Genomic DNA, 21291 nt, shown 5'->3' on the forward strand with positions numbered 1-21291 from the left:
CGCCGCGCAGCAACCGGTACGCGGCCGGCGACAGGGAAGCCGGGACCCCGTCGGTCAAGCCGGGCACGTCGAGGTGACCGACCATCACCGCAACCCTCATTACCACTCACGACCGCGGTGAGGGGAGCGGCGGGTCAGTCGCCGCGGCGGACCGGGCCGAGGAGCTGCTGCTCCTTGCCGGTGGTCACCAGACGGAGGGGCCGCCAGAGGTTGCGGCCGAGCGCCACCACCTGGTCGTCCTTCAACGTCGTCAGCTGGCGCATCATCTGGGGCGGCAGGCGCCAGATGCGGGCCGCCAGTTCGGCCTGGCCCGCCGGGAGGCGCTGCATCAGCACCAGGTCCGCCGCGTTGGCCGTCGCGCCGGCCTGCGGGTGCAGATACGGGAGCACGTAGATCGTCGTCTGCCAGGGTGACCTCGGCGGGAACAGGTCCTGCGGCGTCGGGCCGCCGTCGGTGACCACGAGCAGCGGCGCGTCTTCCGACGGCCGTGGCAGCTCGACCGGCGACAGCCGGCGGATCTGGACCAGCGGCGACGGCCGCCCGTCGCGGCTGCCTGCCGCCCGGGAGAGCACCTGCCACTCGGTCGGGCGCCCGGTCGCGACCACGACCCACGCGCCGACCGCCATCGCGCGCATGGCGACCTGGCGGGCCAGGTACAGCCCGCCCACCAGCACGATCCGGGTGGGGGTCGAGCGCAGCGCCGAGATCGTCAGCGGCTCGCCCTTGAGCCCCGAGCCGAGCACGATGCCGCCGCGGTCACCCGACGGGCTGATCGCGTCGAGCAGCGCGGCGTCCACGGTGAACTCCGGTGCCACGCCGCTGTTCTGCCCGGCGTCGCGGACGCGGGAAGTCATGCTGTGCCTCCGATCGGCAACGTCGCGGCGAACGCGGAGACCTGGAGCCCGCGCAGCGGGGTCAGTGCCACCCCCAGCCGCTCGGACAGCCCGTGCAGCCGCTGGTCGGCGGCTTCGAGCTCACGCGGGTTCCGGGCGCTCAGCCGGACCACGCCGCGCAGCCCGATCTTGCCTTCGTCGGACGCCGGGGAGATCGACATCGCGAGCGTCGCCGACAGCGCGCGGACGCTCGTCAGCGCGTTCAGGGTGCCGGTGATCTTGCCCTTCGGCCAGCCGGTGATCGCGTAACTCGCGTGGCCGATCCCGGCCGCGGTCACGCCGGACCAGCGTTCCTGCAACGTCACCTTGCTGGGGGAACCGGCGACGGAGGTCAGCTCCGCGGCCGAAATGCTCGCGCGCAGCAGTTCGTCCGGGTCGAGCGGCCGCGTCGGCACGCCCTGGGACTCCAGCGCGTTGCGCACCCGCGACAGCGCGCCGATCAGCGCGCGGTGGGCGCCGACGACGCCGCCGCCGCGCTCCCGGATCGCCGCCGGGCACCGCTTCGGGTCGAGCCGGATCGCCACCCACGTCGTCCGCCGCGCCGCCGCGGGCAGCGGGCCCAGCACCTCCATGTAGGAGCTGAGCGCCGGCGAGTCCGACGGCAGCGCCGCGCTGCCCGGGTAGCAGTGCCAGATCATCTGGATCGAGTCGAGGACCACCCCGCGGTCCTCGAGGCAGGGCGCGAGCGCCGACAGCGGCAGGCTCGGCGCCCCGTCGGCCTGGGTGATCAACGCCGGCGCCGGCTCGACGAGCAGCACCGCCGTCCACGTGCCGTCGTTCCAGGCGAGCCCGACCTGCTGGCGCTCGTGGTCGACGCCGTGTGCCACGACGAGGTCCGGCACGGCGACGCGCAGCAGGTTCACGCGGGCGTCGTCCGGGCCGGTCACCGTGGTTTCTTCGGCGGCCATGGCTTCGACGGTGCTCGGGGGGAGCGGGTCCGCGACCCGGTCGTGCGAGCGGACGGTGTAGCGCAGCGTCAGGCCGACCCACTGGGTTAGCCAGCGGCCGCGCCAGCGCAGCAGCGCGACGATGAGGGCGAAGGCGACGATGCCGATGCTGACGTACTTCAGCGACATGTCGATCGCGAGCAGCACGAGCCCGATCGCGAGGCCGACCTCGAGCACGACGAGGTTCGCCACGGGCAGCGGGCCGAGGGTGACGCCGGTGGACCGCCGCCGCGCCGGCGGGGCCATGCGGGCCGGGCCGGACGGGGGAGTGGCGGGACCGCTGTCGTCGGGTCCCTGAGGGCCGCCGCCGGGGCCACCGGGACCGCCAGGACCACCGCCGCCGGGGCCGCCGGGACCACCGCCGCCGGGGCCACCAGGACCACCGGGACCACCTGGGCCGCCGCCAGGACCACCCGGGCCACCGGGACCTCCGCCGCCGGGGCCACCTGGGCGCCCACCGGGACCAGGACCACCGGGACCAGGACCGCGCAGGGGCATACCAGGACCGCCAGGACCGCCACCGGGTCCACCGGGAACGCCACCGGGTCCACCCGGAACACCGCCAGGGCCACCAGGAACGCCGGGACCGGGTCTGCCCGGCCGCGGCGGCGGGCCCGGCGGGCGACCGGGCGGCGGGGGCCCGGGCGGGCCGGGCGGACCAGGCGGACGTGGAGGAGTGGTGACGGACATCCGCGCTTTCTCTTCCCCTCGTGCTTGCTGCGTACCCGGAAGCCGGGTCCCGGGGTGCCCGACCCTAGCTTGAGTTGGTAGAAACCCCACACCAAGACGGTCCCCGTACGGCTATCCTGCGGAACCGTACCGCGACGGGGAGAGCTGTAGGTCGAGAATGCCATCAACACCGACGACTAAGTCTCAGGTCCAGGCGTATCAGTTCGTCCTACGGCGGATGCAGTCGGCGCTGGTCCGGCGGGACGCCGTGATGCTGCACGACCCGATGCGCACGCACACGCGGGCCACGATCGTGGGTGTCGTGCTGGGGGCGCTCGGCATGATCGTGTTCGTCGTCTGGGGGCTGCTCAGCCCGGCGCCGTCCGTGCCGGAGGCCGGGATCGTGATCGGCGAGCAGTCCGGCACGGTCTACGTCGTAGCGGGCAACCCGAAGAAGCTGATCCCGACGTTCAACCTCGCGTCGGCGCGGCTCCTGCTGCTGACCCAGCAGAAGAAATCGGGCTCGGGCGACGGCGGTGCGACCGCGGCTCCGGCCGCCCCCGCCCAGGCGAGCGCGGCGAGTGTGAAGAATCCCACGGTCGTTTCCGACGAGCAGCTGAAGGACATTCCGCGCGACAAACTCACCGGAATTCCGGACGGTCCGCAGCTGATCCCGTCGGATTCCCAGCGCATTTCCCCCAATTGGGCGGTCTGCGACCAGGTTCAGCTCGAACCGTCGCTGCCGAACCCCGACACGGGCCGGACCAACACCTATGTCTTCGGCGGCATCGCGCCCAGTGGTCTCGGCACCGAGCTCGGCGAGAACGAGGCGTTGCTGGCGAAGGCCGACAACGGGAAGACCTACCTCGTCTACCGGCTGCCGAGCTCCCGGAACCGGCCGAACGCGAACACCGTGCGCGCCGAGATCGACGTCGACAACCCGAACGACGCCGTCCGGACGGCGCTGCAGCTGCCGCCGACGCCGCGGAAGATCACGCCGGGGCTGCTGAACGCGATCCCCGAGGTCGCGAAGCTGAGCCCGCCGAAGATCGCGAACGGCCAGGCCCCGGCGAACTTCGACGGCCTGAGCGCGGGCGACGTCTTCGCCACGCAGCAGGCCGGCGAGACGACGCCGAACTACTGGGCGATCACCCCGGGCGGCATCCAGCGGGTGTCCAACGCGGTCGCCGACATCATCCGCGTCGCGAAGAACGGCAGCTCCGGCAAGATCCAGACGCTGGGCCCCGACAAGCTCGCCGGGGTGCACACCCTGCAGCCCACCGACCCCGACTACATCCCGGTCGACGACTTCCCGCGTTCGGTGCCGACGGTCCTCGACGCCACGAAGAACTCGTCGGTCGCGTGCCTGGGCTGGTCGCTGGTCGGGTCCGGGCCGGACCAGGACGCGCACACCTCGGTGTACGTCGACACGCAGCTGCCGGGCCAGAAGAGCGCCGGCGACAAGTTCACCCCGATGACGGTGACCACCCCGGGCCCGAACCGGGTGCCGCTCAACGGGTTCTACCTCAAGCCCGGGTTCGCCGCGGTCGTCCAGTCCGCCACCGGCAAGGCCAGCTTCGGCAAGGGCCAGATCCAGCTGATCTCGGACCGGGGCGTCCGCTACAGCGTCCCGGACGCGCAGACCGCCGACGCGATCGGCCTGAACAACCGGCAGCCGGCGCCGGAGTCGATCATCGGGTTGCTGCCGACCGGGGCGTCGCTGAACACCCAGGACGTGCTGCGGCAGTTCGACTCGGTGCCGATCGACCCGAACGCCGGCACGTACCCGACCCCGCAGCCCGGTAACTGAACGGAACCCCCGGCCCGCGGCGGGCGTCCCACGCTCGTGGGTCTTTCTGGTGAGCGGAGGGTGCCGTGGCCGGCTTGAGGATGGACGGCGTCGTCGTCGCCCGGTACGCCGAGACGGCCGAGGCCGCCGCGGACGACCTGGACGCGGCGGCGGCCGAGGTGGGCGGTGACGTCACCGCGGAGTCCTACGGGGCGTTGGGGGCGCAGCTCGGCCTGGGCGAGTCGTACGGCCGCGCCGCCGGGACGTTGCGGCGGCAGCTGGCCGAGGGCGCCGAGGCGCTGCGCTCGGCCGCGGAGGCCCTGCGGCAGGTGACGGTCCGGCACAGCGGGCAGGACGCGGAAGCGGCCGAGCTGATCAAGCGGGCCGGGAGGCTGGACGGATGACGACCGAAAGCCATCCCCTGGCGGCCTCGGTGCCGCTGCCCGCGGGCGAGGACATCACCGCGGCGGCCGAGCCTTACCTTGCCTACCTCACGGACCTCACGCGGCAGCTCGGCGTGACCGACCCCGTCGAGACGTACTTCCGCCCGCTGATCGGCCGCTGGGCCGACCTCGGCGCCGAAGCGGATCGCCTGCGCCAGGCCGCCTCGGTCGCGGCCGACGTGTCGACACGCCTGGACGACCAGCTCGGCAAGCTCGACGCGGGCTGGGAGGGCAGGGACGCGGACTCGTTCGTCGCGTACATCCGCGAGATCGGCGCGGCGGGCGGCGACCTCCGTGAAGCGCTCGACGCCCTCGCCGGCGCGCTCGACGAGCTGGTGACGACGCTCCGCCACGTCGTCGTCGACCTCGTCGAGGTGCTGGTGGACGCGGCGGAACTGCTGTCGGAGACGATGCTGCTCCCGAGCGGCGGCGCCAAGCGGGCGCGGGCGCAGCTGGCGGAGACGCAGGACTCGGCGAAGGCGCTGTCCGAAACCGCGCGCGACGTCATGGAGGCGTTCGACCGGCTGTGCCAGGGCGTCGACGACCCCGACGCGGCTTCGCGCACCATCGAAATCCGCCACCGGTACCCGCAGGAGCGCTTCAAGCTGCACGACGGGGCCCTGAACGACGCGGGCGAGCAGGCCACCGGCACGGCTTCGGCAGCAGGCCCGGCCGACGAGGTCATGACGCCGTCGGCGGCGGGCGAACCGGCGGAGGGGAAGCACACGGGCGCCGGCACCCCCGACCCCGCGCAGCAGCCCGCCGACGCGCCGGCACCGCAGTCCCCGCCCGCCGAGCCGGACCACAGCTCGTCGGGCGGCGTCCCGATGATGCCGATGATGGGCTTCGGGGCCTTCGGCTCCGGTGGTCAGGGCCGCCGCCCGGCGAAGACGCGCCCGGTCACGAAGTCCTCGGAGCTGCTGGGCGAGCCCGGCCTGGTGGCGCCCCCGGTGATCGGCGTGGACGAGAACCCGCCGGAGAAGAAGCCGACGGCACCGCCCGTACCGTGACCCCGGCGGGAACGAGCCCGGTCCCGCCGGGGGTCAGCGGCGGGAAGTGCCGGTCTCGGCGGGGCGGTTGCGGCGGATCGTGTGCATGACGAACAACGTGATCAGCAGCGCCACCACGCCGCCCGCCGTGCCGGCCAGCGCGACGATCATCGGCGTCGAGTTGTGGTCGTTCGCCGGGGGCAGCTGGGCCAGCTGCGGGGCAGGCACCGCCGCCTGGTTCCCCACCTCCGACGGCAGGATTTCGGTCAGCGCCGCCACCGGGTCGATGACCCCGGAGCCGACGAAGTTGTCGCGCCCACCCGGGGCCGCCGGGTGCTGGGCCGTCTCCTTGATCCGGTTGATGATGCCCTTGGCGTCGAGCTGTGGGTACTTGGCCTTGACCAGCGCCGCCAAGCCCGCGACGTACGGCGACGCGAAGCTCGTGCCCTGGATTTCGCTGGCCCTGTCGCCGTTCTCGAACGTCAGGTTCGCCAGGCTGCTGGAGCCCTCGGCCGGGTCGAGCGAGATGATCTTCGTGCCGGGGGCCGCGACACCGACCCACGGGCCGTGCACGCTGAACGGCGCCACGCTGCCGAACTCGTCGATCGCGGCGACCGACAGCACGTCGTCGGCGAACCACGGCGGTGTCACGATCGTCTTCGGCTTCCGCGCGTCCGGCTGGTCGTTCTGCGGGCACGTGTCCGTCGCGTTGCCGGCGGCGGCGACGACCACGATGCCCGCCAGCGCCGCGAGGTGCACGGCCGCCTGGACCTGCTGCTCGCCTTCGGTGATCGACCCGGTGGCCGGCCGGCAGTTGTCGACCGACATGTTGATGACGTCGGCTTCGTGCCGGTCGGCGATGCCGCGGATGATCTCGGCCAGCGTCTTCAGCGTGCCCGCGGTGCCGGCCTTCTCGAGCTGACGTCCGCCGTTGGACTGCCCGGGCGACGTCCCGTCACCTTCGTTGCCGCCGCCGCCACCGCTCGGCGGCAGCTCCGTGTTGGTCCCGGACGGCGGGTTGGTGCTCGACGACGGCGTGCCCCCGCCGGTGCCGCTCGGCGGCGGCGTCGGGGTCGACGTGTCGGGCTCGTAGTTCTCGCTCAGCTGGCGGTAGGACACGATCGTGGCGTCCGGCGCGACGCCGACGAACCCGACTTCGGGATTGTCCGGCTTCGCCCCGATGATCCCGGCGACCTCGGTGCCGTGGCCGTCGCAGTCCTCGAGCCCCGGTTGCTGCCCCTTCGTCGGCGCGGCCACGTAGTCGCCACCGGACTTGAGCCGGTCCTGGAACCACGGGTGCTTCGTCACGCCGGTGTCGATCACCGCCACCCGGACGCCGCCGCCCGCACTGCCGGTGGCCGCCTTGACGATGTCCTGCGCCTTGGAGATCTGCAGGTACTCCTGGCCCCACGGCCGGTTCTTGATCTCGATGTTCTGGCCGAGGGTGCTGCGCTGCACGCAGCCCTTCGTCTGCTTGTACCTCTTGTCGGGCTGGCGCTGGTCGGGGATCAGCTTGCCCATGTCGACCGGCGGCGGAGCCGCGAAGTAGCTGTCGGCCGGCGCCGCCTGCGCCCAGGCGGGCACCGCCAGCGTCAGCGGGGACAGGAGGCCGATCGTGCCGGCCAGCAGGGCCGTCGTGGTCCGCCGGGTGGCGCCGGGACGCCGTGCTGCTGCCATCGGAGATTCACCCGATCCGGTCACTTGAAGTTCAGGTGCCGCAGGGTGGTGTAGAGGTCCATCACACCGAGGGCGAGGGGCAGCACCGAGGCGATGCAGATCGCTTCGATGATCTCCACGGTCCGCCGCAGCGGCGGCGAGAACCGCTGGTTCGGGAAGATCACGCCGACCACGAGCGCGCCCGCGGCGAGCACGATCAGCAGGCCGAAGACGTAGAGGAGGCGGTTCTGGGCGCTCGCCGAGACCAGCCAGCCGATGGCGATCCCGGTGGCGGAGACCAGGCCCGTGGTGAGCAGGGCGATCGCCTGGCTGCCGTTGGCGTACGCGCGGGCGCGCAGCAGCAGGACGAGCGTCGCGACGACGCCCAGGATGATCCCGAACGCCCCGGGCGAGCTCGCGGCGATGACCGCCGAGATCGCCACCGTGGCGCCGCAGCCGACCATCAGGCCGGTCATGTAGTTGTGCGCGATCGCCGTGCGGCGCTCGATCGCCCGGTAGTCGGGGAAGCCCGAGTCCTCCTTGAGCTCCTCCGCGCTGCCCGGGACGTGCGGCAGCGGCAGCTTCGCGAGCCAGATCGTGGCGCGCGGCAGGATCGAGATGCAGGCGAGGGCGACCGCGACCGTGCCGGCCGCGATCCCGGCCGCCGGGTGCGCGACGAGCGTGCCGAACAGGAAGGCCAGCGCGCCGAACGTGCCCGCGGTGGCCGCGGCGATGAACGTCGTGATGCCGGCGCCGATGACCATGATGCAGACCGAGGCGACGATGATCACCAGGACCGCGCCGAGCAGCAGGTTCGCCCGCAGGGACAGCCCGGGGACGGTGTAGAAGCCGCTGACGAACGCCAGCGGCAGGCCGCCCGCCGCGGCGATCAGCACGCCGGTCGGCTCCGCCTGGTAGGCCTTGGCGAGCGTCGCGCCGATCGCGACGCACGCGATCGCGCCGATGCCGCCCGCGATGGCCGCGCCCAGCGCGCTGCCGCCGTAGAGCGAGCCGCTCATGAACAGCGCGACGGCGGCGGCGAACAGCGCCAGCCCGCCCGCGATGTGCCCGAAGCGGTTCGCCGTCTCCTTGGTCCACGGGCGGAAGCTGTCCGGTGACGATTCCGCGATCGCGTCGACGACGTCGTCGTAGAGCGGCGGCGGCGGGTTCTCGTTGCGCTTGCGCAGCTGGAGCAGCTCGCCGTCGACCACGCCGAGCGAGGCCAGGGTGCGGCTCGGGTCGAGGGGAGCGTCCCCGAGCTTCGCCAGCGCCCAGCCGCCGTGGCGGGCTCCGCCGTCCGGTGAGGTTTCCTTGGCCATGTCCAGCAGCATCGGCAGCAGGTCGGCCACCGCGACGTCGGCGGGCAGCGCCACGTCGATCCGGGTGGACGGCGCGACGACCGTCACCCTGCTGAATACTGTCGTGCCCGTAGCCACTGCACTCCCCGCTCGGTCGATGCTGCTCCCGGGGGAACTTATACCGAACCCCGGTGCGGGCATCAGCGAACGTCCGAAATTCACCGGCAACCGCAGCTCACGGGCCAGATGGTGCGATTACTGTCGGTGCTGCGCCGTACACTCGCCAGGCGAGGTCAGGACCGGTTCACGAGGGCGTTACGGCATCCGCCGGAATTCCACCACGGCGTTCGATAGGTTGTCCCGCGCACCTTGCGCACTAAACGGTGGCCGCCATCGTCGAGTTTGAAGAGGGGTCCTTCGATGAGCACGCTGCAGTTCAAGAAGTCGCCGCGGCTGGCGGCACCGCGCCCGCCGGGCGGCGAGGTGCACCTCGAGCCGCCGCCCGAGGTGCCCCGGGTCATCCCCGGCAACGTCGTCATGAAGGCGCTTCCGGTCGTCATGATCGTGGCGTCGCTCGGGATGATGGTCTTCATGTTCCAGGCCAGCAACCGGAACCCGATGATGATGGCCATGGGCGGCATGATGGTCGTCGGGACGCTCGGGATGATGGCGGGCGGCGGCGGCAAGGGCGGCGGCGCCAAGCGCGCCGAGATGGACGAAGACCGCAAGGACTACCTCCGCTACCTGGGCCAGATGCGCGACCGCGCCCGCGAGGCCATGGTCGACCAGCGCGCCGCGCTCGAGTGGGTGCACCCCGACCCCCAGTCCCTGTGGTCGCTGGCCGCCAGCCGCCGCATGTGGGAGCGCCGCCAGAACGACCAGGACTTCCTGCACCTGCGCGTCGGGCGCAGCTCGCACCGCCTCGCGACGCGGCTGGTCCCGCCGCAGACCGGGCCGGTCGACGAGCTGGAGCCGATCGCCACCCTCGCGCTGCGCCGGTTCGTGCGCGCGCACTCGATCGTGCCGGACCTGCCGACCCAGATCACCCTCCGCGGGTTCGCCGCGGTGAGCATGCAGGGCGACCGCACGCTGACCCGCGGCCTCACCCGCGCGCTGCTGGCGCAGCTCGTTTCCTTCCACAGCCCCGACGACGTGCTGATCGCGGTCGCCACCGCGGGGCGCGCGAAGGAGGAGTGGGAGTGGGCGAAGTGGCTGCCGCACGTCCAGCACCCCACGATGTCGGACGGCATCGGCCAGCTCCGCATGATGGCCGGTTCGCTGGCCCAGATCGAAAACTGGCTCGACGAAGAGCTGCGTGACCGCCAGCGCTTCTCCCGCAACGCCACCCCGGCGCCGGACCAGCCGCACGTCGTGATCATCATCGACGACGCCGAGGTCACCCGCGAAGAGCAGATCGTGCTCGAGGAAGGCCTGGTGGGCGTCACGCTGATCGACCTGTCCGACTCACTCGGCAACCTCGCCGCCCGCCGTGGCCTCCGGCTGGTCGTGGAGGCCGACAGGCTGGGTGCGCGCAGTGCCGGCGGCGTCGAGTGGTTCGGCCGCCCGGACACCCTCAGCCTGGTCGAGACCGAGTCGCTGGCCCGGCTCATCTCGCCGTACCGCGTCGGCGGCGCCGCGGGCCAGGACGTCGGCGACGAAGAGCCGCTGCTGTCCAACCCGTCGCTGCTGGAACTGCTCGGCATCCCGGGCGACCCGATGACCTTCGACGTCCAGCAGGCGTGGCGGCCGCGGCCGATCCGCGACCGCTACCGCGTGCCGTTCGGGGTCGGCGAGTACGGCCAGCCGGTCGAGCTGGACATCAAGGAAGCCGCCGCCGAAGGCATGGGCCCGCACGGCCTCTGCATCGGGGCGACCGGTTCCGGGAAGTCCGAGTTCCTCCGCACCCTGGTGCTGGGCCTGCTGTCCACGCACTCGTCGAGCACGCTGAACTTCGTGTTGGTCGACTTCAAGGGTGGCGCGACGTTCATGGGCCTGGACAAGGCCCCGCACGTCTCCGCGGTCATCACGAACCTCGCGGACGAGGTCACGCTGGTCGACCGCATGAAGGACGCGCTGGCCGGCGAGATGAACCGGCGCCAGGAGGCGCTCAAGAACGGCGGCAACTTCAAGAACGTCTGGGAATACGAGAAAGCCCGTGAAAACGGCGCGGACCTCGACCCGCTACCCGCGCTGTTCATCGTCTGCGACGAGTTTTCCGAGCTGCTGTCGGCGAAGCCGGACTTCATCGACCTCTTCGTCGCCATCGGCCGGCTGGGCCGGTCGCTGCAGATGCACATGCTCCTCGCTTCGCAGCGCCTGGAGGAAGGCAAGCTGCGCGGCCTGGACTCCCACCTGTCGTACCGGATCGGCCTCAAGACGTTCTCGGCGGCGGAGTCCCGCGCCGCGATCGGCGTGCCGGACGCGTTCGAGCTGCCGTCGGTCCCCGGTGGTGGCTACCTCAAGTACGACACCTCGACCCTGGTGCGGTTCAAGGCGTCCTACGTCTCGGGCCCGTACCGGCCGGCCGGCCTCAAGGCGGCGGGCCCGGCGGCGACCGTGGTCCGCGCGGACAAGCGGCCGCAGCTGTTCGTCCCGGACTTCGTCGAGCTGCCGAAGGAGCCGGAGCCGCAGTTCGTCGAGGCGGCCCCGAAGGAAGAGCAGCGGCAGCCCGAAGAGGCGGTCGAACCCAGCGAGCTCGACGTCATCGTGTCGCGCCTGATCGGCCAGGGCCCGCCGGCGCACGAGGTGTGGCTGCCGCCGCTGAAGGACCCGAACTCGCTCGACACCCTGCTGCCCAACCTGAACCCGACCGAAGACCGCGGCCTGTCCCCGGTGGGCTTCTTCGGCAACGGGCGGCTGCAGGTGCCGCTGGGCATCATCGACCGGCCGTACGAGCAGCGCCGTGACCCGTTGTGGGCGGACTTCTCCGGTGCGGCGGGCCACGGCGTGATCGTCGGCGGCCCGCAGACGGGCAAGTCGACGATGCTGCGGACGCTGATCATGTCGATGGCGCTGACGCACACCCCGGAGGAGGCGCAGTTCTACTGCCTCGACCTCGGTGGTGGCACCTTGGCCGGTCTCGCCGGCCTGCCGCACGTCGGTGGCGTCGCGGTCGCGCGGCGAGAGCCGGACAAGGCCCGCCGGATCGTGGCCGAGCTGACCACCCTGCTCACCGAGCGGGAAGGCCGGTTCGGGGCGATGGGCATCGACTCGATGACCGAGTTCCGCAACCGCAAGCGCCGCGGCGAGATCCGGCCGGACCAGGACTCGTTCGGCGACGCGTTCCTCATCGTCGACAACTGGCGGGCCCTGCGCGACGACTTCGAAGAGCTCGAGACTTCGATCACCCGGCTCGCCACGCAGGGTCTGTCGTACGGGGTGCACGTCGTCATCGCCGCCAACCGGTGGGCCGACATCCGCCCGGCGATCAAGGACATGATCGGCACCCGGTTCGAGCTGCGCCTGGGTGATCCGACCGAGTCGGACATCGACCGGCGCATCGCGGTGAACATCCCGGCCGGGCGGCCGGGCCGGGGCCTGACCCGGGAGAAGCTGCACATGCTGGGCGGCCTGCCGCGGATCGACGGCTCCAGCGACCCGGAGACGATCGCGGCCGGCGTGGCCGACGCGGTGGCGAAGATCAAGGGCGCCTGGCGCGGCCGCGTCGCGCCGCAGGTCCGCCTGCTGCCGGAGCTGATCACCTACGAAGACGTGCTCCAGCTCGAAACCGCACGGGATTCCAAGCTCGTCCCGATCGGCGTCAACGAAGAGGACCTGCAGCCGATCTACCTCGACTTCAACGCCGAACCGCACTTCTACGCCTTTGCCGACGGCGAGTCGGGCAAGACGAACCTGCTGCGGCAGATCGCCCGGGGGATTTCGGAGCGCTACACCTCCAAGGAAGCGCTCATCCTGCTGGTCGACTACCGGCGCACGATGCTCGGCTTCATCCAGGGCGATTCGCTGCTCGGGTACGCGGTTTCGGCCGCTCAGCTGGAAAGCATGGTCAGCGACGTCTTCAACTCGATGACGCGCCGCCTGCCGGGCCCGGACGTCACGCAGGAGCAGCTGAAGACGCGGTCCTGGTGGAAGGGGCCGGAGCTGTTCATCCTCGTCGACGACTACGACCTGGTGGCGACCTCGTCGGCCAACCCGCTGCGGAAGATCTCCGACTTCCTGCCGCAGGCCAAGGACGTCGGCCTGCACCTGATCGTGGTGCGGCGCACCGGTGGCGCGAGCAAGGCGATGTACGACCCGATCATCGGCAAGCTCAAGGAGATCGCGGCGCCGGGCATGGTGATGAACGGCTCCCGCGACGAAGGTGCGCTGGTCGGCAACATCAAGGCGAGCGCGATGCCGCCGGGCCGGGGCAACCTGCTGACCCGGAAGAACGGCAAGCAGCTCATCCAGGTGTCGTGGATCCAGCCGGACTGACTGTGCCCTTCGTTCCCGATCCGGCCGCAGTCACGGATCGGGAACGGGCGGCGGGACGGGCGCTCGGCGAGGTCGGTAGGTTTCTCCCCGAGGGCGCGCCCCGCCGGCCGGGCGCGGGGGATCGCGACGAACTGTGCGGGAGCTGCTGGTGACGGTCCGGGTTGCGGTGGACTTCGGGACATCGAGCACCTGTGTCGTCGTCTCGGTCAACGGGCGTGAACCGCAGGTCGTGGTGATCGACGGCCAGCCGCTGATGTCCTCGGCGGTGTACGCGGCGGCCGACGGCACGCTGTTCGTCGGCCAGGAGGCCGAGCGGCAGGCGGCGGTCGACCCGTCGCGGTACGAGCCGAACCCGAAGCGCCGGATCGACGAGGGCGAGCTGCTGCTCGGTGACAGCGTCCTGCGCGTCACCGATGTCGTGCACGCTGTCCTGGGGCGCGCGGTCGCCGAAGCGCGCCGCCTGGCCGGTGACGCCGAGGTCGACCTGCTGGTGCTGACCCACCCGGCGGACTGGGGCGCGATCCGCACCCGGTTGCTGCGGCAGGCCGCCGGCGGGCTGGCGCGCGAGGTCGCGCTGGTGCCGGAGCCGGTCGCGGCGGCGGTGTACCACGCGGCGACGTTCGCACCGCAGGACGTGGCGAACGACCACACCGTGGAGTTCAGCGGCCGCCCCGGCGACGCGCTCGCGGTGCTGGACCTCGGCGGCGGCACGGTCGACGTCAGCGTGGTGCGGCGGCTGCCGCCGGACACCGCGCGGGACCGCGCCGGCCGTCCGCAGCGTGGCGGCTTCCAGGTGCTCGCCACCCGGGGTGACCCCAGCTTCGGTGGCGCGGACATCGATCAGGCGCTCCTGGAGCACGTCGGGTCTTTGGTCTCGGCGGCCGATCCGGACGCCTGGCGCGAGCTCGTCGAAGGTCGCGAGCTGGCCGACCGGCGCCGGCGCCGGGTGCTGCGCCAGGACGTCCGTGGCGCGAAGGAGACGCTCTCGCGGCACGCCTACACCGACGTGCCGATGCCGCCGCCGTTCGCCGACGCGCACGTCACCCGCGAAGACCTCGAACGGCTGATCGCGGCGCCGCTCGGCCGGGCCGTCGAGCTGACGGTCGCCGCGCTCGGCGAAGCCGGCTTGCGGCCGAAGCAGCTCACGGCGATCTTCCTGGTCGGCGGGTCGAGCCGGATCCCGATGATTTCGCGGCTGGTGCACGAACGCACCGGTGTCGTGCCGACGAGCCTCGACCAGCCCGAGACGGTCGTCGCGCGCGGTGCGCTGCGAGCGGTGCTGGTCGACCCGGACCGCACCGGTGCGCTGCCCGGCGAAGCGATGGCCCGGCTGGGCGCCCCGGGCGGTGCCCACGGCCCGGCGGCGCAGCGCACGGAGGTCGTCCGCCCCGGTGACGTCGCCCCACGTCCGGCGCCGCCGCGCACCCCGCCCACCCCGGGCGGGTTCCCGAACCGTCCGGCGCCCCCGCCGTCGCCGCCGTCCGGTCAGCCGGTGTCCCGGCCGTGGACCCCGCCCGCCCGGCCGAACCCGCCGGGCCCCGCCACCGGTGCCCGGCCCGCGCCCGAACCGGCCGGGAAGAGCCGCCGCAAGCCGTGGGGCGTGATCGCGGTCGTGGCCGTTGTCGTCGTCGCGCTCGCCGCCGGCGGGATCTTCGTGCTCAGCCGCTCCGGGAGCCAGGCGGAGAGCGGCCGGACGCTTTCGCAGTACGACTTCAAGTTCGTCGCACCCGAAGACTGGGTCCAGACCGACGACCGGGTCGCCGACCGCCAGGTCGTCATCCACCCGCAGGAGTCCACGGGCGGCAACGACCTCCTGGTCGCGGAGGAGTTCGTCATGGACTACGACGCCACCGCCGACCCGCAGAAGCTCGTCGACGAGCTCAGGCAGACCGCCGAAAGAAAGCCGGAACGCTGGAGCGCGTTCAACCCGAACCTCTCCTACGCCGGCAAGACGGTGATCGGGTACCACGAGACCAAGCCGGACCGGCCCGATCTCCAGGTCGACTGGTACGTCGTGGCGAAGGGCCGGATCCGCGTCCACGTCGGCTGTCAGTACGCCACGGCCCCGCTGCGGGAGCGGGTCGCCGCCGCCTGCGCGCAGGCCGTGCGCACGGCCGAAATCCTCAACTGAGAGGAGGGCACGCGGTGCCGTCCGAAGAATTCGAGAGCGCCGCGGCGTCCTTCAAGCGCATCGGCCAGGACGCGGTGACGCACGCGCGTCGCGTCGCCGGAACGGCGAAGGCGCGCAACCAGCGGCACCACAGCGAAAACGCCGACGCGGTGAAGCGGAGCGGACGCGGGGCGAAGTCCGGCGATCCGACGCCGGGAACGCTGCGTGCGGCCGCCGAACGGTTCCGCCGCGCCCGCGGGCTGACGGTTCCCGATCCGGTTCCTTCGCGTTCGCAATCTCCCACGCGAGCCCCTCGATCGGGTGACGACGAAGAGGACTTTTCCCAGATGCGAATCATGCAGCGCGATCAGTGAAACCGGGGCGGCGGACACTGTGCGCGTGCTAATCCTGCTGGTGGAGAACACTTTTTCGGGTGATGCACCACCAGTTCGGGGTGTTCTCCGGATACCCGCGGCGACCGGTTCCCGCGGTGGGCGTTAACGCAAGCAACTACTTCCGGGCAAACCACGACAAGCGGGAACCGGACGTGGCAGTGTCTGCGTCGTAGGGCCGTACGAACGAACAAGCTTGGTTACGGCCAACCATCACACCACAGAAGGGGGTCCCGGCATGAGCGGCGGGCCTGGATTTCAAGGGACAGTTGCCCAGTTCACCGACGCCGAGGGCAGGGTGACGGAGGTTCGGGCCCAGATGGACACGAACCTCGCGACGCTGCGCGATCGCATCGAGGCCACTCGCGCCGGCTGGTCGGGTAACGCGCAGAAGGCTTTCGACAACGTCATGCGTCGGTTCGACGACGACGCCCGCGGTATGGCGCAGGCCCTGCAGCGCATCGGTGACCTGCTTCGCGAGGCAGGCTCCAAGTACGAGCGTTCCGAGCAGCAGCAGCAGGAAATCCTGAACGCCGTCAACCACGGCTTCGACCGGCTCGGCTGAGCTTCAAGCTGACTTTCCTTTTCCCGACCAAACTTTCTCAGCACGGAGGAGCACATCGTGTCCGATCCCGGCATTGTCGTAAATTACGCCACCATCCGCTTGGCCGCGGACGACTGCACGCACACCGGAGGTGAGCTGCAGTCCGCCTTCGACCGCCTGAAGGACGACCTCAAGCCCCTGGTCACCACCTGGACCGGTTCCGCGAAGGAGCAGTACGACGCGGCTCAGCGGACCTGGGACCAGAAGTTCGAGGACCTGAAGCAGGTGCTGGCGCAGATCGCCGCCGTCCTGCCGGAGATCGCCGACGGTTACCAGTCCACGGACAGCGCCGTCGAAGGCCTGTTCTGAGCCGGTAGTCCCGGAAACCACGGCGGGCCCGCACTTCGGTGCGGGGCCCGCCGTTTTCGTTTTCGACACCAGCGCCCTCTGCCGTAAGGAAAGAACGGCGGTCGACGACTCAGTGCGGGGCGCCGACCTCGTACTCGGGCCGGTCGTTGAGCACCCGCACGGTCACCTTCTTCGGCCGGCCGCCGATGGTCACCGTGCAGTCGAACGTCGTGCCGTTCTGCGCGGCCTCGTTCGCCGGGCACTGCGCGTTCTTCACGTCGGGCTCGCCGTAGTTCTCGTTCAGGACCTTCACCACACCGTCCTGAAGGGACTGTTGCTCCAGCACGTCCCCGCGGAACGCGCCCAGCAGCCACGCCGCACCGGTACCCAGCGCGAGCACCAGCACCGCCGCGCCGGCGATCAGCAACGGCTTCTTGGACTTCGGCTTCTTCGCCGGTTCGACGGCGAAAGCGCCGAGACCGCCGTACTGCGCCGGCTGGAACCCGCCGCCGTACTGCGGCTGTTGCTGCTGCTGTCCCCGGCCGGGCGTCATCGGCTGCTGCGGCGCCGGCTGGGCAGGCGGTTGCCACGGCCCCGAGAACGACCCCGTCGTGCCGGGCTGCGGTGCCTGGGTCCACTGGCCGGTGTAGGACCCGGTGGCCGGCCCGGGCTGCTGCTGCCACTGCCCCGGGTGCGGGCCGGTGGCCTGCTGCTCGGGCTGCCACGCGCCCGGCTGCAGCGGCGGGCCCGGAGCACCCGGCGGGTTCGCCGGAGGCTGCCACCACTGCGGCTGCCCCTGGTCGGGTGGCTGGGACGGCGGTGACGGCGGTTTCATCGGAGATCACCTCGGGTCGTGGTCACTCTCAGCTGCCCTGGGCTTCGCCGAGCCGGCGGTAGAAGCCGTCCATCGCCGCCCGGTCCGGCAGCACCGTGATCCGGGCCGCGTCCGGCAGCTTCGGCATGTCCTGCAGGCTCGCCTTGCCGGTGAACCGGAACTCGTACTTGAGTTCGAGCTGGTGGCCGTCGCCGGCGAACTTGGCCTCCATCGTGAACGAGTCCAGGCTGCCGTCCGGGTTCAGCGTGATCGTGGCCGGGACCGCGGCCTTCTTCAGTTCCGGCCCGATCAGGCTGGTGATGCTCGGCGGCAGGATCTCGACCCGCTTCTCGACGAAGATCCCGAACGGCACGTTCACCGTCAGCGCGGTCTTGCCGTCGCCGAGGCTCTTCGCCCCGCGGACGGCGCGCTTGTCGGCCTGGTAGGCCGCCACGGTCGAGTCCGCCATCCGGCACGGGGTCAGCACCCCGCCCCAGGCGCACGGCACGACCAGGCCGCCCTCCGGCTTCGGCATCGACACCCACGCCGTCGGCGAGACGCCCTTCTGCACGTAGACCGGGCCGAGGTAGGTGTACTCGACCGGGCCGTCCGCGGGCGTGTACGTGTCGATGATCTCGTCGGGGTTCTTCAGCGAGCGGTGCCGCACCGCACGGCTCTCCGGGCTGCCGGTGCGGGCCGAGGTGACGACGCTGTGGACCCACTTGTCGTCGAACTTGAAGTAGGCGTCCAGCGAGTTGGTGACGTCGCGCGTGTCGGTGATGGCGTCGCCGAGCTTGCCGATCACCTGCTCGAACTTGCTGCCGACGTAGTCCGCCGCGTCGTCGCCCTTCGGCAGCGCGGTGCCCGCCTTTGCCTGGCCGCACGCGCTGACCAGGACCAGCAGGGCGCCCAGGACGAAGATCGCCGTCGGTCGTTTCCTCATGCCGTCCCCTGCTCGACTGGGCTCCCCGGTCCGGGCCGCCCGGATGGCCCCATCCTCGCGTGTCGTGGCGCCGCGTGCGGGCGCTTCGGCGGGAAAACCGGGTACAGTCCCCGCTGCGCCCGGGCCACCCAGAGCCTAATATGGGCGCTTCCACCACCCCCCATGCGCGGGTGCGGTGACTGTGGGGGTATCTTCATATGTCGTTGTGCGCTGCGGCGCGTAAGCGCTAGGCCCGCACAGAACCCACACGCAATGTTGACGACGAGGTAGACCCTTGCCCACGTACAGCCCCAAGCCCGGCGACGTCACTCGTGCCTGGCACGTGATCGACGCCGAGGATGTCGTGCTCGGACGGCTGGCGACCGAGGTCGCCACGCTGCTGCGCGGCAAGCACAAGCCGACCTACGCCCCGCACGTGGACACCGGTGACTTCGTCATCATCGTCAACGCCGAGAAGGTCGCGCTCACCGGAAACAAGCGCGAGCAGAAGTTCGCCTACCGGCACAGCGGTTACCCGGGCGGCCTGCGGAAGCGCTCGTTCGGCGAGCTGCTCGACACCAAGCCCGAACACCTTGTCGAAAAGGTGGTCAAGGGCATGCTGCCGAAGAACAAGCTCGGCCGCGCCCAGGCGAAGAAGCTGAAGGTGTACGCCGGCTCGCAGCACCCGCACGCCGCGCAGCAGCCGCAGGCGCGCGAGATCACCAAGATCGCGCAGGTCGCGCAGTGAGTGAGGAACAGTCTGTGACCAGCACCGAGCCCGAGACCCCCGAGGTCACTGAGGCCGTCGAGGCGACCGAGACCGGCGCCGTCGAGACCAACGAGGCCCCTGCGGAGGCCGTCGAGGCTCCCGCCGAGGCCGGCGAGGCTGTCGCGGAGGCCGGCGAGACCCCCGCCGCGACCGCCGAGACCCCCGTCGCGACCAGCGAGACTCCCGTCGCGACGAGTGAAACCCCCGCCGCGACCAGCGAGGGCGCTGCCGCTCCGCGCCCGTCGCGTGCCGCCGGTGGCAACGCCCAGACGGTCGGCCGCCGCAAGGAAGCCGTCGTCCGCGTGCGCGTCGTCCCGGGTACCGGTGAGTTCAAGCTCAACGGCCGCACCCTCGAGGAGTACTTCCCGAACAAGGTGCACCAGCAGCTCATCAAGGACCCGCTGGTCCTGGTCGAGAAGCCGGACTCGTTCGACATCTTCGCCAACCTGCACGGTGGCGGCGTCTCGGGTCAGGCGGGCGCGCTGCGCCTGGCGATCGCCCGTGCGCTCATCGAGGTCGACGCCGACGACCGCCCGGCCCTCAAGAAGGCCGGCTTCCTGACCCGTGACGCGCGCGCCACGGAGCGGAAGAAGTACGGCCTCAAGAAGGCCCGCAAGGCCCCGCAGTACAGCAAGCGCTGATCGCGCCCCGAGGCGCAACCCACCGGAGCGCCCATCCGTCCATCGGATGGGCGCTCCGGCGTTTTTGCCGGGTGTTTCGTGTCTGTGTCATTTCACGGACGGGGAGCGACATCCCGGGGCAGGGGAACGCGGTCCGTCAGGGTCGCTAGGTTGTCGTGGTGGCCGCACTGGTGTGGCCGCACTGAGGAGGTCGATCGATGGCACGCCTGTTCGGGACCGACGGGGTCCGTGGCCTGGCCAACGCCGAGCTGACGCCGGAGCTGGCGCTGGCGCTGGCGGCCAGCGCCGCCCGCGTGCTGGCCGCGCACGACCGCTCGCACCGGCCGGTCGCCGTCGTCGGCCGTGACCCGCGCGCCAGCGGCGAGATGCTGGAAGCCGCGGTCGTGGCGGGGCTCACGTCCGCCGGGGCCGACGTGCGCCGCGTCGGGGTGCTGCCCACGCCGGCCGTGGCCTACCTGGTCGGCGCGCTCGAGGCCGACCTCGGCGTGATGATCTCGGCGTCGCACAACCCGATGCCCGACAACGGCATCAAGCTCTTCGCCGCGGGCGGGCACAAGCTCCCCGACGGCATCGAGGACGAGATCGAAGCCGGTCTGTCCGGCAACGCCGTCCGCCCGACGGGCGCCGGTGTGGGACGCGTCACAGACGTCGACGACGCCCTCGACCGCTACGCCACCCACCTGCTCGCGGCCACGCCCAGCCCGCTCGCCGGGCTCAAGGTGGTCGTCGACTGCGCCAACGGTGCCTCCGCCGCGGCCGCGCCCGAGATCTACCGCCGGGCCGGCGCCGAGGTCGTCGCGCTGCACGCCGACCCGGACGGCGTCAACATCAACGACCACTGCGGCTCCAACCACCCGGAGAAGCTGCGCGAGGCGGTCGTCGCCCACGGCGCCGACCTCGGCATCGCGCACGACGGCGACGCCGACCGCTGCGTGGCCGTCGATTCCGCCGGCGAGCTGGTGGACGGCGACCAGATCATGGCGGTCCTGGCGCTCGCGCTGGCCGAGTCCGGCGAGCTGACCAAGGACACGCTGGTCGCGACCGTGATGAGCAACCTCGGCCTGCACCTGGCCATGAAGGCGCACGGCATCACCGTCGTCACGGCCGCGGTGGGCGACCGGTACGTGCTCGAGGAGCTCCGCGCCGGCGGGTTCGCGCTCGGCGGCGAGCAGTCCGGCCACGTCGTGCTCCCGGCCCACGCCACCACCGGCGACGGCCTGCTCACCGCGCTGCGCCTGATGAGCCGCATGGCCGAGACGGGCAAGTCCCTCGAAGACCTGGCGGCCGTGATGAACCGGCTGCCGCAGGTGCTGGTCAACGTCCGGGTCGCCGACAAGGCCGCGGTCGCCGGCTCGTCCGAGGTCCGCGACGCCGTCGGCGCGGTCGAGGCCGAGCTGGGCGAGGAAGGCCGGGTGCTGCTGCGCCCGTCCGGCACCGAGCAGCTGGTCCGCGTGATGGTCGAGGCCACGGCGCAGGCCACCGCCCAGGCCGCGGCCGACCGCCTGGCCGGCGTCGTCTCAGCGGTTTCCTGAGTCTGCCGCAGCTGTCGTGAGAGCTCGAACCTGCCGGGCGGCGACAGCGCCAACGAGCGGTACCTCGACCACTACCGGGCCCACGTGCCGATGCTCTAGAC

General features: G+C 71.8%; 17 protein-coding genes. 11 read left to right on the forward strand and 6 right to left on the reverse strand.

Annotated features, from left to right (window positions below):
- Positions 1–134: 134 nt before the first annotated feature.
- Together AB0F15_RS41865 and eccE are read right to left on the reverse strand one after the other, a co-directional pair.
- A complete protein-coding gene (locus AB0F15_RS41865; RefSeq protein WP_360282913.1) occupies positions 135–854 on the reverse strand; it encodes a hypothetical protein in 720 nt (239 codons plus the stop codon).
- The gene (gene eccE / locus AB0F15_RS41870; RefSeq protein WP_360282915.1) at positions 851–2086 is read right to left on the reverse strand and encodes a type VII secretion protein EccE; all 1236 of its coding nucleotides are present in this window, start codon (positions 2084–2086) and stop codon (positions 851–853) included. Before eccE ends, AB0F15_RS41865 begins: the two co-directional genes overlap by 4 nt.
- Positions 2087–2687: 601 nt before the next feature.
- Here eccE and eccB point away from each other — a divergent pair.
- The 3 genes from eccB (at position 2688) to AB0F15_RS41885 (ending at position 5751) form a co-directional block, all read left to right on the forward strand.
- Positions 2688–4319 carry a type VII secretion protein EccB gene (eccB, locus tag AB0F15_RS41875; RefSeq protein WP_360282917.1) on the forward strand — a complete coding sequence of 544 codons (1632 nt, stop codon included), beginning with the start codon at positions 2688–2690 and terminating at the stop codon, positions 4317–4319.
- A 65-nt stretch (positions 4320–4384) separates the two neighbouring features.
- Entirely contained in the window at positions 4385–4702 is a 318-nt protein-coding gene (locus tag AB0F15_RS41880; protein ID WP_360282919.1) for a hypothetical protein, read from the forward strand.
- The gene (locus AB0F15_RS41885; protein WP_360282921.1) at positions 4699–5751 is read left to right on the forward strand and encodes a WXG100 family type VII secretion target; all 1053 of its coding nucleotides are present in this window, start codon (positions 4699–4701) and stop codon (positions 5749–5751) included. The genes AB0F15_RS41880 and AB0F15_RS41885 overlap by 4 nt, the downstream gene beginning before the upstream one ends.
- 33 nt (positions 5752–5784) lie before the next feature.
- Here AB0F15_RS41885 and mycP read toward each other — a convergent pair whose 3' ends face one another.
- Both mycP and eccD read right to left on the reverse strand, forming a co-directional pair.
- Positions 5785–7407, reverse strand: coding sequence for a type VII secretion-associated serine protease mycosin (gene mycP / locus AB0F15_RS41890; RefSeq protein WP_360282923.1), 1623 nt, complete (start codon positions 7405–7407; stop codon positions 5785–5787).
- 20 nt (positions 7408–7427) lie between these two features.
- Positions 7428–8792: a type VII secretion integral membrane protein EccD gene (gene eccD / locus AB0F15_RS41895; protein WP_360282925.1), complete on the reverse strand. Its 1365-nt coding sequence runs from the start codon at positions 8790–8792 to the stop codon at positions 7428–7430.
- A gap of 312 nt (positions 8793–9104) precedes the next feature.
- On the opposite strand from eccD, the gene eccCa reads away from it, so the two are divergent.
- From eccCa to AB0F15_RS41920, 5 genes are all read left to right on the forward strand, one after another.
- Positions 9105–13118, forward strand: a complete 4014-nt coding sequence (gene eccCa / locus AB0F15_RS41900) for a type VII secretion protein EccCa (protein WP_360282927.1) — start codon at positions 9105–9107, stop codon at positions 13116–13118.
- Between the two features lie 148 nt (positions 13119–13266).
- Complete coding sequence (locus AB0F15_RS41905) at positions 13267–15249, forward strand: type VII secretion-associated protein (RefSeq protein ID WP_360282929.1); 1983 nt, start codon at positions 13267–13269, stop codon at positions 15247–15249.
- 14 nt (positions 15250–15263) lie between these two features.
- Positions 15264–15602 carry a hypothetical protein gene (locus tag AB0F15_RS41910; protein WP_360282931.1) on the forward strand — a complete coding sequence of 113 codons (339 nt, stop codon included), beginning with the start codon at positions 15264–15266 and terminating at the stop codon, positions 15600–15602.
- Positions 15603–15858: 256 nt separating this feature from the next.
- Entirely contained in the window at positions 15859–16185 is a 327-nt protein-coding gene (locus AB0F15_RS41915; protein ID WP_360282933.1) for a WXG100 family type VII secretion target, read from the forward strand.
- 57 nt (positions 16186–16242) lie between these two features.
- Entirely contained in the window at positions 16243–16533 is a 291-nt protein-coding gene (locus AB0F15_RS41920; RefSeq protein WP_360282935.1) for a WXG100 family type VII secretion target, read from the forward strand.
- 109 nt (positions 16534–16642) lie between these two features.
- Here the strand turns inward: AB0F15_RS41920 and AB0F15_RS41925 are convergent, their stop codons facing one another.
- Positions 16643–17347 carry a DUF4333 domain-containing protein gene (locus AB0F15_RS41925; RefSeq protein ID WP_360282937.1) on the reverse strand — a complete coding sequence of 235 codons (705 nt, stop codon included), beginning with the start codon at positions 17345–17347 and terminating at the stop codon, positions 16643–16645.
- A gap of 28 nt (positions 17348–17375) precedes the next feature.
- Complete coding sequence (locus AB0F15_RS41930) at positions 17376–18269, reverse strand: hypothetical protein (protein ID WP_360282939.1); 894 nt, start codon at positions 18267–18269, stop codon at positions 17376–17378.
- Between the two features lie 274 nt (positions 18270–18543).
- Here AB0F15_RS41930 and rplM point away from each other — a divergent pair, with 274 nt between their 5' ends.
- From rplM to glmM, 3 genes are all read left to right on the forward strand, one after another.
- On the forward strand, positions 18544–18996 hold the full coding sequence (gene rplM, locus AB0F15_RS41935; protein WP_103342438.1) for a 50S ribosomal protein L13: 453 nt from the start codon (positions 18544–18546) through the stop codon (positions 18994–18996).
- A 14-nt stretch (positions 18997–19010) separates the two neighbouring features.
- Complete coding sequence (gene rpsI, locus AB0F15_RS41940) at positions 19011–19658, forward strand: 30S ribosomal protein S9 (protein WP_360282941.1); 648 nt, start codon at positions 19011–19013, stop codon at positions 19656–19658.
- Between the two features lie 197 nt (positions 19659–19855).
- Positions 19856–21190 (forward strand): phosphoglucosamine mutase, encoded by a 1335-nt coding sequence (gene glmM / locus AB0F15_RS41945; RefSeq protein WP_360282943.1) that lies wholly within the window; start codon positions 19856–19858, stop codon positions 21188–21190.
- The last annotated feature ends 101 nt before the right edge of the window (positions 21191–21291 follow it).

Source organism: Amycolatopsis sp. NPDC026612, from assembly GCF_040638285.1.
GTDB lineage: Bacteria > Actinomycetota > Actinomycetes > Mycobacteriales > Pseudonocardiaceae > Amycolatopsis.